Here is a 13,939-nt window from a genome sequence, read left to right as displayed (position 1 = left end):
TGGCCTTGCATCCGATGCGCGCCTCGTGCTTCGGGCATCAATCGGACTGAGCTGGTCATAGGCCTTCTCCAGTTGTTCGCTGGAATAGCGGTTCGGCTCGAAAGCGAGACGCACTCGCCAGTGTTTGCGTCGTCCCCGTGTCATCGACTGGGCTCCCGGTTAGCGGGAGCAACGGCCTCAAGCACGAGAACCGCATTACTGGCAGGACATTCTCTGGACCATGGCGCCAGACACTCCCTCGATATGCGAAGGCCCCATCTTACCCGCGAGTTTGCTATGTTGTTGCCGGGGCTATCTCCCCGGTACTCGCCAATCTCGCATTGGATGGGTTGCAGGCTATGCTTCGGGACAGATTTACGTGGATCACGAAAAACAAGCTTAGGGGTTGTGTCAATCTTGTCCGGTACGCGGATGACTTCGTGATCACAGGGCGTTCGAAAGAATTCCTGGAACATGAGGTGCTCCCGGCAGTTGTAGCATTTCTCCGGGAACGAGGGCTTGAGCTTTCGCAGGAAAAGACCCTCATCACGCATATTGACCAAGGTTTTGATTTTCTCGGTCAGAATATCCGGAAGTACGGCGGGAAGCTCCTTATTCGGCCGTCGGATAAAAGCGTGCGTTCGCTGATGGAAAAGATTCGAGAGGTGGTCAGAAACAACAAGCAGGTGAAGCAGTCAACGCTGATCCGTCTGTTGAATCCGATCATCAAGGGCTGGGGCAATTATCACCGGCACGTTGTCTCGAAAGACACATTTCACAAAGTGGACTACCTGATTTGGCAATGCCTATGGAGATGGGCTAAACGCCGGCACCCCCGGAAACGTCTCCCGTGGATTAAGAACCGATATTTCCATCGGATCGGTTCCCGGGACTGGATTTTCGCGGCAGAAGAGCGAGATCCCGAGTCGGACGATGCAAAGCTGTTCAAGATTGAACATTTGAGCAAACTGACCATCGTTCGGCACGCCGCTGTAAAAGGCGAGGCGAATCCTTACGACCAAAAGTGGGAAAGCTACTTCGAAGAACGTCTCAGCCTTCGAATGGCGAGATCACTGACCGGTCGGCGGGTGCTTCTGTCGCTTTGGATTTCTCAAGGTGGCAAGTGCGCTCACTGTGGTGAGAAGATCACCAAACAGAGCGGATGGCATGTTCATCACATTCGCTGGAGATCGAGGGGCGGGAGCAGTAGCATTTCAAACCTCGTCTTTCTGCATCCAAATTGCCATAGGCAGGTTCACAGTCGAGACCTCGAGGTTCGCAAGCCGGCTCCTTGACTGGGGCTTAGAGAGGCTTGAGCCGGATGAAGGGAAACTTTCAAGTCCGGTTCTTAGGGGAGGGGCGGCCAGCAATGGCTTTCCCTTACCCGACTATGCGAAGGCAGAGCTGTTTGATGACGAGACGTCCGCCGCGAAGATTCCCGCGACGACTGATCCGATGACGCAGAAGAAGCTCGCCCGTAAGGTCGCCAACTTCGTTCTGGATACATAGGTCGCGCGGCGCGAATCGATTGTCTTCGTTGGCTGTCGCGAGAAATTTGCGCAATGCCATGAACTACGGTCCGTATTGCTGGCGACCGCGCCGACGGTGCTGGTTGAGGCCAGTCCCTATGACCTGATCTGGGGCGTCGGCCTTGGCGAACGTGACCCACGCCTGACCGATGAGTCGCAATGGCGCGGACAGAACCTCCTGGGCATCGCGCTCATGAAGGTTCGGGACGCACTCGCTGCGCACTGACGAAAAGTTCTTTTGTTCCGTGCGTCCGTCCGGGCGCACATTCCAATTTGGCTGCCGTATGGCGGCCTTTTTCATTTCTGGAGGCGAAAGTGAGATTCGCACATTTTTCTGACCTGCATTACGCGCCCGACGATCTGGCCGAGTCCGACCGTTGTTTCAGTTTCGCAGTTGGCAACGCGATCGACAGCGGCGCCCAGGTTGGCGTGATTTCCGGCGACTCGACCGATCACCGGCTCGATGCGCATGCGCCGTCGTTGCACGCGCTCGCGACCCAGATTCACCGGCTCGCCAACGCGATGCCTGTGCTCATGTTGCAGGGCACGTTCTCGCACGAGCCCCCGGGCACACTGGATAACTTCGCCCTCATGGGCGGCGTTCATCAGATCCACGTTGCGGATCGCGTGTCTCAGGTCGCGCTCGTCGATGGCCGTTTCTGGGCATCGAAGGGACCTGTCTTCTCGGATGACGAACTGCGTCAGTTCATCGGCGTCATGCCCGAAGTGGTGTTCACCTGCCTGCCCACGGTCAACAAGGGCCAACTGGCTGCGAGCGTTGGCGCGCTCGAGGCCGGTACGGGACTGGGCGATGTGCTCGCCGCATATCTGGCGGCGGCGGGCCGGGTGAACAGGCAGATTCGCGCAGCGGGGATTCGCACGGTGGGTGTCTCGCACGGCACGGTCAACGGCTGCACGACCGAGCACGGCGTCACGATGGCGGGGTTCGATCACGAGTTCTCCCTCACCGCGTTGTTCGAAGCCGAATGCGATGGCTTCATGCTGGGCCATATTCACAAGGAGCAGCAGTGGGAGCGTGACGGCAGGCTGGTCGCATATCCTGGCTCGATTGGCCGGTTTCACTACGGTGAAGAGGGCGAGAAGGGCTATCTGTCGTGGGACGTTGAACCGGGCAGCGCGTCAGCCACGCTCGTCGCAACGCCTTCGCGTCAGATGATCTGCATGGACTTCGACGGGCCACCGGACATGGCAAAGCTTCAGGAGCTCGCTGCGGACGCGACCGACAAGTTCGTGCGTGTGCGCTGGCAGGTCGACGAAGAGCATCGGCAGGTAGTCGATCGTGAGGCGATCAAGGCGCTGTTTTCCGGCGCTGCGGGGCTGAAGGTCGAATCGCGGGTGCTGCCGGTGGTTCGCAGCCGTGCCCAGGGCATCAGTCTGGAAACGACGGTCGAGGGGAAGCTCGCGCGCTGGTGCGAACTGGTGAGCGTTGACGCAAGGCCGCTTCAGGACCGGTTGCAGCTGCTCGCCTCCGGCGATGTGGAAGCGATCGCGGCCGATGTGCTGGCCAATCTTGCTTCCGAGCCCGAATTGCAGCCCGAATCGCAGCCTGAATCGCAGCCTGAATCGCAGCCCGAGTCGCTGCCTGAAGTGCCGGCGCTCGCCACGGTGCTTACGTATCCCGCGGCATTTCTGGAGACGACGGACGAAGTCACGGCCGCACCGGTCGGGACTGACAGGAAGGCGACCGTTACACCCGCGTCGCTCGACTGGCTCAACGACGATCTGTTTGCGGCCTAGCCGCCGTGGTGAGAGTGGCCTGTACGGCACTCTCGCGCGGAACGCAGCCGTGTTCCGGAAGCCCGCCCGCTACGACACGACCGCGGGCTTCCGGAACAAGGTTCACCCGCGTCCCTGACGCATCGATAGCAGTCTGCTGCATCCATCTTTTTTGTATAACCCTGGCGGGGATTCATCCCCTCAGGGATGCACTCCGCCCATCTTCTGTGGAGTGTCATCATGTTTGGTCTCTATCCCGCCGGCGCCCAATGGGTCCGGCATTTCAGTGCAGACCGTGCGCCACGCGACATCGGTAGGATCCTCGCAGCTCACGCCGGATTCAACGCGGGGATTTTTCATACGCCGTTCGGCGAACAGCGCGGCTCGGTCATTGCCCAATCGGGACGGTTCCTGGTTCTCGCTGCTGCAGTGAACGTCCAGCGGGCAGAGCTTGCCGTCGTGCCGGATGTCCAGATGCAGAACCTGCTCTGGTCGTTCGAAACGGGGTACGCGAATCAGTGGGGGCCGCGCGAGTTGCGCGCCCTGACCGGCGTGGACAACTGGGATGGTCTCATCCGGCGAACCAGTGCCGAATACGCGGCTGTCTGCCAGAGTGTCCACGATGCGGTCGACGGGTCGCTTGAAGAGAGGGCGGCTGAAGAGGCCGCTCGGGTGGCTGCGAACGCTGCTCAACCGCCTGCCCACGTGCCTGATCCGATCGTTGGAAGGATGTTCTCCAACGACGATGATGCCCCGTGGTTGCCATCGGACTATCTGTACGATGCGCCGCTTCAGGAGGTGCCGACATGCGCCCACTGAAACTGACGCTGACGGGCTTTATCGGTATTCGTGACGGCATGAAGCGCGACACCGTCACGCTCGATCTCGAATCGCTTCCGGCAGGCCTCATCGCGTTGACCGGCCCGAACGGTGCGGGCAAGTCCACGATTATGGACAATCTGCATCCGTACCGGATCATGCCGTCGCGCGCCGCGAAAGTGTCGGTGGATGCGTTCTCTTACTGGGACCACGTCTACGGCGCGCACGCGCTCAAGGAGTTCGAATGGGAGCATGGCGGTGTGCGGTACCGCTCGTCATTCGCATTCCGCAAGCCCGGCAAGACGGGCAAGGCGGAGTACTACCTGGCCTGGCGCGACGCGGACGGAAACTGGCAGCCCATGCAGACAGGTGACGGTACTGTCTCTGATGGCAAGGCGGAGACCTATGACCTGTGTGTCGAGTCGGTGTGTGGCTCGCTGGAGTCGTTCTTTACCAGCGTCTTTTCTGCGCAGAACCGGCGTCCGCTCGCATCGTATGGTGCGACCGAGATCAAGGCACTGCTCGCGGAACTGCTGCATATCGATGACCTGCGCACGCTGTCGGCGAAAGCCGCCGACGTCGCCAAGGTGCTCAGTCGCGCGCTCGACACCACGCACCAGCAACTCGTTGCGCTTGGATCGAAGCGCGATCGCGTCGCCCAGATCGATCAGGCCATCGCTTCCGATGCACAGTCCGTCACCGCAACTCGCGAGAGCCGGGAGACGCTGAATGCAAAGGTGGCCACCCTGACCGACCAGCGCGCCGTTCTCGCTGCAAGGCAGACGGCCAATGCCGGTGCGCAGGCCCGCCTGCGGGAACTCGGCACGCGCCGAAGCCAGATTTCGTCGGCCATGCAGGTCCTTGTGACCGACGCGAGCGGCGACGAACGGCGCCTGAACCAGCGGCGCACCTCGTTGCGCTCGTCGATCGCGGAACACAACGCAGTGATTGCGCAACGTGAAGCGATTCTGGGTGCCGCCGCGGCACGTGATACCGCCCAGGCACGTATCGCGGGCGAGGAGGCGCGTGTCGAGCCGATCCAGAGGGAGATTGCTGCCCTCGAGGAGAAGCAGCTTGCGCTGACCGCGGCAACTTCCCGCCTGAACGGTCTGGAGTCGGAAGGGACGTCGAAGATGACGCTTCTGAAGTCGCTGGAACAGCAGGCGAGTGTGATCAGTACCGTGCCCTGTGCCGGTCATGAGATGCATAACACCTGTCCCTTGCTTGCGCAGGCCCGTCAGGCGGACGTACAGGTTCAGGAGCACCGCATTTCGCTCACGAATCTGCGTGCGACGTTTCGTGCCAAACGCGATGAGGTCGCGCTGCTGACGCCTCAGGTGCAGCATCTTGCGGGCAGGCGGGCGGAGCTGAAGGCGGTCAATGATGCGATTGCGGCCGCGCGCCGTGACCTGCAGAAAGCTGTCGATCTCGCCGCACGCAAGCCGCTGCTCGATGCCGCAACCGAGGGTCTGGGCAAAGCCAGTGAAGAACTGGCCGCGCTCGAGACCGAGGAAGCAACGCTGCGTGCACGCCGCGAGGCGCAGCAGGCCCGTCTGTCGGAGGAAGCGAAGGAACTGGACGCGGAAGTCGCACGCCTCGGCGTCGACGACGTGACCGGTGCCATCGCCGATATCGACCGGCAGCTAACGCAGTGCCGCGAAGCCATCACCGCGGCCGATGCCCGGATCGAATCACTGATCCGTTCGCAGACGACGCGTGAGGTCGAGCGACAGGCGATCGCAAACGAGCTTGCGGGATTCGACGCGACACAATCACGTGCGAACCGCATCTCCGATGAGATTGCCCAATGGAAGCTGCTCGCCAAAGGCCTCGGCAATGAAGGCGTGATTGCATTGACGATCGACGATGCGGGCCCCGCCCTCACGACGATGGTGAACGACCTGCTGCTCGCATGCTACGGCATGCGCTTCACGGTCGAGATCCAGACGCAGCGGGCGCTGGCGAGCGGTGAACTGCGCGAGGGGTTCGAAATCCTCGTGCATGACGCCGATCACGACAGCACCAAGGCAGTCACGGTGATGTCCGGCGGTCAGAAGGTCTGGATCAACGAGTGCCTGACACGCGGCATCGCCCTGTATCTCGCAAGCAATGCTGGCCAGCCCTACCAGACCCTGTTCAGCGACGAGTCCGATGGTCCGCTCGATCCGCAGCGCAAGCTGCAGTTCATGCGGATGAAGCGGGAAGTGCTGCGGCAGGGCGGGTACGAGCGGGAGTTTTTCATCTCGCAGACACCCGATCTGGTTGCGGAAGCTGATGCAGTCATTGACGTCGAGGCGCTCGCTGCCTGAGCGCTGTCATTTCTTGACCCTGTGGGGAACGTCCCCACGGGGCGTTCCCTCGTCTTTTTTACAACGAGGAATCCCATGCAAAACCTGTTGTTGCTGCTCATCGCCGCGGGCAGTTCGTCACTGTGCGCCTGCACGGCTCAACCCGTGGCACACGTTGAGCCGGCCAGGCCAGCACCGACGATCGTTGTCCGCAAGCCGCGAGGCGAGCCGGGCGACTTTGTTCTCTGCAAGGATGGTCGCGTCCTGGTCTTCCCGGCCGCGCATCCGCAAACCTGTTCCTGATCGCGCGAATCCCCGGCCTCGAAAGAGCGTCGGGGCTTCGTGCGCAAACCTGGAGGTGACCATGAAGAAGCAGATCGCAGCCGCAACCGTGATCGGGGCAATGCTTGCACTTGTATGCCTGCTCTGGGAACAGCAGTCGTTTGCTGCGCTTCACAGACATCCGACACGCGTACCAGCCAATAGTCTGTCGCCATTCGACCGGCAACTTCGTCGCGCCTGACTGCCGCCATCGAAATTTTCTTTACCCCGACCGGGCAGACCTCCCGGTTGGGGAGGTCTGCCCGGCATCCCCCAAGGAGCCGAAATTGACCTTCTCATGCAGTGATTTTCAAGATGATGTGATGCGCAGTCTCGTCCACTCACAGGCGATCACCGAGGCCGAAATTCCAGCCGATGATCCCGGCAAAGCCGCAGACGTTGCGACCGCGGCAATCGTGGCGATGCATCGTGCAGGGCTGTTCGCACGCTTCATGCGCGAGCTGCTCAACGCAGTCGAAACGTTAGGAGCGGTCGCTGAGGCCCACGGTGTCGACGCGCTGGTCTTCCTGTTCGATCTGCAGGCGGCGATTCTCAACGATACCTCTGTCGATGCGCAAGCAGGCATCGACGGTCGCATCGTCGAACTCGTATCTCAACTGCCGTCGGCCGCCGAATGGATGAAGCATATCCGGAAGGAAGGGCATGAGATCGACACGCGCTTTGGGGCTACCGCTCTGCTGGAGAGCCGCAGAGTGCTGGAAAGCGGAGATTCTCGATCGCCGGACCACGAGTTCAAAAACTTCCACCGGCTGCTTTGCGAACGCTTCGAGTACCCTCACGATGAGATTGACTGGAAACGCGATCAGCTTTCGCTGATCGAATGGATTGCGAATCGCCAGTCGACCCCGGTCAGTGTGCAGCCTGTTCCGGCCATCCGGGTCAGAGCGGACGGCGACGCGAATTTCTATCATCTTCTGGACGGCGAGGACTGGGTTGCCGCCGTGCAGATGAATGGCAGGTTCACGGTGCCGATGCAGGAAGCCATGTTGCAGAAGTTTGCCGGGGTGTTGCGCAATCCATGCGGTCCTCACTCGCCGGACATGAGCAACGCAGTTCCTGATCATGTCCGGGACCGGGTGAAATGGGCGCTGAGCCGGTTGCGTGAACATGAAGCCGCGCTTCACGGGGTTCAGCTGGCACGTGGGAACGGCCACATCCTGGCACTGGAACTGAAGGATCGGGAAGAGGCGATCAGGCACGCAATGGAAAGGATTAGCGAATTTCGGGGCATGGCTGCGAAAAACGGTGTGGATGCTGAAGCGTTCATCCATTCCATTGGCGGTCTTCCCGATCTGGAGAGGTTCGGATACCGGACCAGCTAACCGGTACTACCATGAAACCGCCCGTCGAGCGTCCCCGTCCCGGGGTCCGCCCGACGGGCATTTTTTTTGGTGCGCGCGCAGTCAGCGCCGGAGTTGCGGGTCGTCTCCGGTCGAAAGAGGCCACTATTTCCGCATCTTTCCCCGTGGTCACGCCCGCGCACTGGAATTACCCTTTGTGAATCTTCTGCGCCACAGGCGCATCGACCTGCCCGCCTCGCGGGCTTCTTTTTCCCCTTGGGAGCTTCTCCCACCGGGGAAGGCTCCCGTCCTACTGGAGCCTTCATGAAAAGCACTCAACGCAGCGCCAATCGTTACCGTTCTGCTTCCTGGGAGCGGGTCTGCACAGCATCCACCCGGGTTCCCGCGGATTTCGGGCGTCACTTGCGTGACACCGCCCGCCCGCAGCAGATCGCCTATCAACGTCTCATGTCCTCGTATGACGGTCATCCAGCCGGTATCGAGTGCCGCATGGAAGATCGCGAGTCCTGGGCATTCGTGCTTCTGGATGCGTCAGGCTCAAAGGCGTGGCGCATTCAGCACTTCGACCTGGACGGGTTCATCGGTCACCTCTGCTTCGACCCCCTCAACGAGGCGATCGAAGAAATGCTCCGCATGGGCTACTGCGTGACCGATCCCGGAGCACTCGATCGCATCGGCGCGACCGACCGATGGGCACGGGGTGTACGCCGCGCGGCGCTCATGCAGAAGCATCAGGAAGGCCTCATCACCTACCGTCAGATGATCGACGAGATGTCTGCACTGCCTCACTGACCTTTCAACTCATTAACCCCTGTGGGAGCCGCTCCCGTAGGGGAGAGGGCTCCATTAACCCGGAGCAATCATGTTTGACGAGATTCTTCAAAAGATGGAGGCCGCGATCGCCGTTCTCATGGGCCTGATCCGTGCCGGCCATCCGTTGTGCGGCACGGCCAGCGGCAAGGACTCGACGTGCGCGACGATTCTCATGCTCGAAGCCGTGCGCCGCGTCGCGGAAAAAGGCCTCGCCCAACCCGCGCACTACATTTCATCGGCCAACACCACGATCGAAAACAGCAGTCTTGCGCGACACATCGAGACCATGCTGGAGGAGGTCGACGATCACGCGGCCGCACATGGGCTCGGCGTGACGACGCACATTGCCACGCCGTCACTGGCCATGCAGTTTGTCGTTTCCACCATCGGCCGCGGCACGCTGGTGCGCACCGTCGAAAACGGCGTGCGTGCCGGTAAACGCACGAGAGCGTGCGCGACGGACTGGAAGCTCATCCCACAGGGGCGGTTGCGCGCGGCGCTCGAGCGCGATGCGACGGCCCGGGGCGACCGCGAGATCTGTACCGTTCTCGGCAATCGCATCGCTAAAAGCGCCTCGCGCGGCGTTGCCATACTGGCCCGAGCGGAAAGCGCGACTGCGCCTACGCGTGACGCCAACGATGCACTGTCTATCTCACCGTTGCGCGACTGGTCGGTCGATGACATCTGGCTGATGCTGACGATGTTTGCTGACGAAGCGAAGCGTCCGTTTCCCTGCGCGTTTTCGGTGCGATCCATCGAACGTCTGTCGGACCTGTGCCGCGCCGGTAACGATGGCATGTGCGGAGTGGTTCTCGGCGAAAGTGGGCAGCGTACGGCGTGCGGTTCGCGATTCGGATGCGTGTTCTGCTGCGTCGTTGGCGATCGGGACAAGTCGCTGGAATCCATGATCCGGGAGCCGGAGCATGCGTACATGGCGGGCCTCAACGATTTCCGCAATTACCTGCTCGCGACACAGTGGGATCTGAAGCGCCGCGAGCTGGTGGGGCGCTCGCTGAATTCTGCCGGATATGTGCGTGTGCAGCCCGATGTGCTGTCGTTTCGGGAGCGCATGAATGTTGTACCGAAACATTCTACTGATTGATGTGGTTAGGCCCGAGCATGCAGTGACAGCTCAATGACCAGTGGGCTTTCGAGCGCGAAGAGGGATCGGTAGATATACGCGGCCACCATCAGGTGCGTTCGGATGCTCGTCATGGAGTCAGTTTCGGCCAGGGAGCGATCCCGTAAAAGCTCACCTTTCTGGGCTGGTAGCGAGATAACTATGCGTATGCCGAACAGTTGACTTCCAGCCGCCAACTTGACAACGCCTCCAGACATGCTCCGCCACGCTGCCGCACGGCGGGGCCGTTGCAGTCCGTCATGATAGAAATGGGCCATGGCAACGATGGCATGCGTAGCCTAGCGCGCAGGACGACAACGGCAGACGCGCCTGCCATTTTGGTATAAAATAGATGCCAAATGGCAGGAGGTGAAACCATGAATCTTATCGGAAGGGTCTCAGCCGACTCACTGCTCGGAGGTCGCACTGTATTCCCGCGCGCCCCTCGATCGGGGCTGGAATGGGTAGACGTGGTCCGCCATGGGATTTCATCGCAGGCGCTCGATGCGATGCTCAGATCGATCGGACTATCGCAGGCGGAGTTGGCGCAGGCGCTCGATATTCCTGAGCGAACGCTGGCACGACGCAAGCGGGAAGGCGTGTTGAGTCGTGAAGAGTCAGCAAAGCTGCTGCGGCTCGCGCGCGTGGTCGCGCGCGCTGCAGAGGTTTTTGAGGATCTCGACACGGCGCTCGCGTGGCTTAAGACACCGATTGCGGCGCTGGAAGGTTCGACACCTCTCAGCCTTGTGGATACCGACATTGGTACCGATAGCGTGATGGACACGCTGGGGCGCATCGAGCATGGCGTGTTTGCGTGATGCTCACGGTATGGCGGGTGGTCACCGAGCGGTACGCGGATACGGCTTTCTCTGGGGAAGGTGCTCGACTGTATGGTGGCCGTTGGAATCCCAAAGGTGTCGCGATGGTGTACACGGCGCACACGCAATCGCTGGCGCTCCTGGAGATGCTGGTCCAAGATTCGCCGTTGCGTGCGCACTATGTGATGATCCCAGCCAGATTCCCCGAAAGAATCGTTGAACGTATCGATCCAGCCACTCTGCCCGCCGACTGGCGGGACATCTCCGCGCGTGGTGAACTCCAGCAGATCGGGGCTACGTGGTCGCAGGCGCGCGCAAGTGCGGTGCTGGCCGTTCCCAGTGCAGTCGTCCCGGCTGAATTCAATTATCTATTCAATCCCCATCATACTGATTTTGCTCACGTCGAAATCGGTGCGCGCGAGGAGTGGCTGACCGACCCGCGGTTGTTGCGGCGCGCTGCGCCACCGACATAGCGAGCGACGCGTGAGTGTCTACAAACGGCGCCAAAGGGCAACAGAAGGCTGTCATGGCCATTTCAAGATGTCGTGGTGGCAGCTAAATACAGATGTCGTAGTTCTGGCGCTGGTTGCGAATCTGTTTTTAAAGGTTTGAATCTCCTTGCAGCGTTGAAGGACGGGACTGAGCGGGCAGGGCGTGTCAGACCGTTCAGTGGGCACTAGCAGACCGCGGCGTGGGTTTGCTAGCCCTGAGCGCTATCTTGACCGGTTCTTCCACGACCTGGATCAGCGCTGCATTGATATCTTCGCGCGTGAACTCGCGCTGTTTCTTCGTGCCGGCCACGCGTTCCTTTGCACGAACCGGCTGACCCTGGTTGGTGCGCGACGGTGAACCGGAGATGCGCCGGCTGTCGCGCTGTGCCTGGATGACCTGCGCGAGTCGCAATGCGTGCCCCAGACGCTTGTGTTCAACCACGGCGCCCGCATCGACCTCGGCCAGCCGGTCGTACCGTCTGCATTGCAGGACCCGGCCATCGGCCCGGATCTCGATGCGTCCGTCGGGGTACTCCCACACGTCGATGTACCGGTGGACCAGCCTGCGGTTCGCCAGCGTGTCGTCCAGCAGGTACAGCACCCGGTCGTACTGCACGGTCAGCGATTTCGATACGCGTCGCGTTTCGCGCCACGTCATCAGCAGGTCCAGATTCTCGTCAGTCCGTAGCGGCCGGTGCGCGTCGAACCCGCTGCGCGGCGGCCTGGCGAAGCGCGTGTTATACGCAGCCATGAAGCAGGGCGCATACGCGTTGGCACCGGCGATCGTGCTGATCCCGCGCAGCCGCAGTTCCTTGACCAGCCGGTCCTGCAGGGTCAGGTGCGCCCGCTCGACGCGGCCCTTGGCGGGGCTACTGTTCGCGCAGAAGGTGTCGATGTTCAGTTCGTACATCGCCCGGCCAAAGTGCGTCACGCTGCGCCCGGTGCTCGCGGCTGCCGTACTGCGGAACACGCTGTACTTGTCGCTGTAAAAGGCGACCGGCTTGCCATGCTGCTCGAGATACGCGCGCGTCGCCTCAAAGTAACTGAAGGTCGATTCGCTCGCCGTGAAATGCAGCATCATCAGGCGGCTGGTCGCGTCATCGATGTACACCAGCAGCGTGCAGGCGGGCGCCCGGTCCTCGAACCAGCGGTGATCGCTGCCGTCGATCTGCACCAGCTCGCCGTAACACGCACGCCGCGCGCGTGGCTGGTAGACCTTCGGCGGACGCTGTTTGCGCGGCACCCAGAGCCCCGCATCCGTCATCAGGTGCCGTACCGTCTCCTTTGACAGCACCAGCCCGTGGCATTCGCGCAGCTTCTCGCAGGCCAGCGTCGGACCAAAATCCGCGTAGCGCTCGTGGATCAGGCCCAGCACCCGGTCCAGCAACGACTGCGACAGCTGATGATTGCTGCTCGCGCCGCGCCGCCGCGAAACCAGTCCCGCGGCACCATCGTCGCGATAGCGGATCACCATTCGCTCGATCTGACGCCGACTCAGTCCCAGCCGCTCGGCGGCACGCCAGGTCATCAGGCGGCCTTCGGCAACCGCCTCGATGACCTTCAGCCGGTCCAGCTCCTGCATGCTCATCGTGATCGTCCCGGTGCGCGTCATGGTGGTCTCTCCACAGGCGGAAAAACCGCACCATCATGCGCTACAGATAGCCAGGGTACGACATCTGTACTTTGCCCAAATACGACACTACTACTTTGCTGCTACATGCGAAATGTTGATTAAAACAATTATGTAAAATTAACTACGGAGGCGGAGCGTTGAGCTATGCGCCAACTGTGCGTATAATGTGCTTGTAGAGTTCGCTACTTGGAGCGGCCCATGAGCGCCATTGCCTTTGCCGACGTCCTTGAGTCCGCGCGGGAAGCGGGGACGTCCCGTCTATCCGCCGCCAACCTCGCCAACGTCTTGGGCTTGCAACAGCAAGACCTGGCAACCTTGGCGGGTGTTCATCGCAACACCCTGCGCACCCATCCCGAGTCACCGAAACTCCAGTCCACCTTGCGCGACCTAGTGCGCGTGCTGTCGGCAGCTGCGGCGGTGCAGCCGGACTTCGAGCGAGCGCTGTTTCTGGTCAAAAACCAGCCCATCCCCACGTTTCGCCATAAGACTATCCTGCAACTGATCCAGGACGGGCGGACTGAGGATGCGATCGACTATCTGGAGTCGATCAGCGCAGGATTTGTTGGATGATCCTGACGCACTTGCCGGCTGGAACTGTGCTTTACCGCGCGCATACACCCCGCTGGGCCAGCCGGCCAGCCAGTGGAGCAGGCGCCGCAGCCAAGGGCGGGCGCTTCAACCGTGAAGGTGTCGAGGCACTGTATTTGTCGCTGGAAGAACTGACGGCGCTGCGCGAGTACCAGCAGACCTCGCCGTTCCTGCCACCCTGCACGGTCTGCTCCTACACCGTCGCGCTGCGTAATCTGGTCGACCTGCGGCAACTCCACCGCGGCCCTCTTTGGGACGACCTTTGGCACGACTGGAGCGAGGATTGGCGGCACCTGAAATTCGAGCTGCACATCGAGCCCCCGACTTGGGTTCTGAGCGACATGGTTCGGGAGCAGGGCTTTACCGGCATTGTGTTTCCCAGCCAGACGCACGAGAGCGGTACAAACGTCGTGGTGTTTACCGACCGCCTCGGCGATGGCAATTCGATCGAGGTCAACGACCCGGATGGCCAACTTCCGCG

General features: G+C 61.3%; 15 protein-coding genes. 14 read left to right on the top strand and 1 reads right to left on the bottom strand.

The genetic code is table 11. From position 1 onward, the window contains the following. Positions 1-137: 137 nt before the first annotated feature. From GCT19_RS44695 to GCT19_RS38655, 12 genes are all read left to right on the top strand, one after another. Positions 138-1,274: a group II intron maturase-specific domain-containing protein gene (locus GCT19_RS44695; protein ID WP_152854855.1), complete on the top strand. Its 1,137-nt coding sequence runs from the start codon at positions 138-140 to the stop codon at positions 1,272-1,274. A gap of 232 nt (positions 1,275-1,506) precedes the next feature. After that, the gene (locus GCT19_RS43075) at positions 1,507-1,734 is read left to right on the top strand and encodes an NADAR family protein (protein ID WP_321576947.1); all 228 of its coding nucleotides are present in this window, start codon (positions 1,507-1,509) and stop codon (positions 1,732-1,734) included. 89 nt (positions 1,735-1,823) lie between these two features. Continuing rightward, positions 1,824-3,266 (top strand): metallophosphoesterase family protein, encoded by a 1,443-nt coding sequence (locus GCT19_RS38695; protein ID WP_321576946.1) that lies wholly within the window; start codon positions 1,824-1,826, stop codon positions 3,264-3,266. A gap of 219 nt (positions 3,267-3,485) precedes the next feature. Beyond that, positions 3,486-4,064 (top strand): hypothetical protein, encoded by a 579-nt coding sequence (locus GCT19_RS38690; RefSeq protein WP_152854854.1) that lies wholly within the window; start codon positions 3,486-3,488, stop codon positions 4,062-4,064. After that, positions 4,052-6,373 (top strand): SMC family ATPase, encoded by a 2,322-nt coding sequence (locus tag GCT19_RS38685; protein WP_152854853.1) that lies wholly within the window; start codon positions 4,052-4,054, stop codon positions 6,371-6,373. Before GCT19_RS38690 ends, GCT19_RS38685 begins: the two co-directional genes overlap by 13 nt. A 75-nt stretch (positions 6,374-6,448) precedes the next feature. Then, positions 6,449-6,655: a hypothetical protein gene (locus GCT19_RS38680; protein WP_152854852.1), complete on the top strand. Its 207-nt coding sequence runs from the start codon at positions 6,449-6,451 to the stop codon at positions 6,653-6,655. 61 nt (positions 6,656-6,716) lie between these two features. After that, entirely contained in the window at positions 6,717-6,875 is a 159-nt protein-coding gene (locus GCT19_RS43070; RefSeq protein WP_157646285.1) for a hypothetical protein, read from the top strand. A gap of 85 nt (positions 6,876-6,960) precedes the next feature. Next, the gene (locus tag GCT19_RS38675) at positions 6,961-8,016 is read left to right on the top strand and encodes a hypothetical protein (RefSeq protein WP_227749460.1); all 1,056 of its coding nucleotides are present in this window, start codon (positions 6,961-6,963) and stop codon (positions 8,014-8,016) included. Positions 8,017-8,298: 282 nt separating this feature from the next. After that, on the top strand, positions 8,299-8,787 hold the full coding sequence (locus tag GCT19_RS38670; protein WP_152854851.1) for a hypothetical protein: 489 nt from the start codon (positions 8,299-8,301) through the stop codon (positions 8,785-8,787). A gap of 94 nt (positions 8,788-8,881) precedes the next feature. Then, entirely contained in the window at positions 8,882-9,910 is a 1,029-nt protein-coding gene (locus GCT19_RS43995) for an adenine nucleotide alpha hydrolase family protein (RefSeq protein WP_227749459.1), read from the top strand. 395 nt (positions 9,911-10,305) lie between these two features. Further along, a complete protein-coding gene (gene parS / locus GCT19_RS38660; protein WP_152854850.1) occupies positions 10,306-10,746 on the top strand; it encodes a type II RES/Xre toxin-antitoxin system antitoxin in 441 nt (146 codons plus the stop codon). Further along, the gene (locus GCT19_RS38655) at positions 10,746-11,219 is read left to right on the top strand and encodes an RES family NAD+ phosphorylase (protein ID WP_152854857.1); all 474 of its coding nucleotides are present in this window, start codon (positions 10,746-10,748) and stop codon (positions 11,217-11,219) included. Before parS ends, GCT19_RS38655 begins: the two co-directional genes overlap by 1 nt. 193 nt (positions 11,220-11,412) lie before the next feature. On the opposite strand, the gene GCT19_RS38650 is transcribed toward GCT19_RS38655, so the two are convergent. After that, entirely contained in the window at positions 11,413-12,849 is a 1,437-nt protein-coding gene (locus GCT19_RS38650; RefSeq protein WP_018432826.1) for an ISNCY family transposase, read from the bottom strand. A 219-nt stretch (positions 12,850-13,068) separates the two neighbouring features. Between GCT19_RS38650 and GCT19_RS38645 the strand changes: the two genes are divergently transcribed. Further along, positions 13,069-13,440, top strand: coding sequence for a DNA-binding protein (locus GCT19_RS38645; protein WP_152854849.1), 372 nt, complete (start codon positions 13,069-13,071; stop codon positions 13,438-13,440). Continuing rightward, on the top strand, positions 13,437-13,939 hold a 503-nt coding region (locus GCT19_RS38640; RefSeq protein WP_152854848.1), incomplete at its 3' end, for an RES family NAD+ phosphorylase. The genes GCT19_RS38645 and GCT19_RS38640, both read left to right, overlap by 4 nt.

Origin of the sequence: Paraburkholderia atlantica (genome assembly GCF_009362785.1) — a bacterium.
Classification (GTDB): Bacteria; Pseudomonadota; Gammaproteobacteria; order Burkholderiales; family Burkholderiaceae; genus Paraburkholderia; species Paraburkholderia atlantica.
This window is presented reverse-complemented; position numbering and strand designations above follow the sequence as displayed.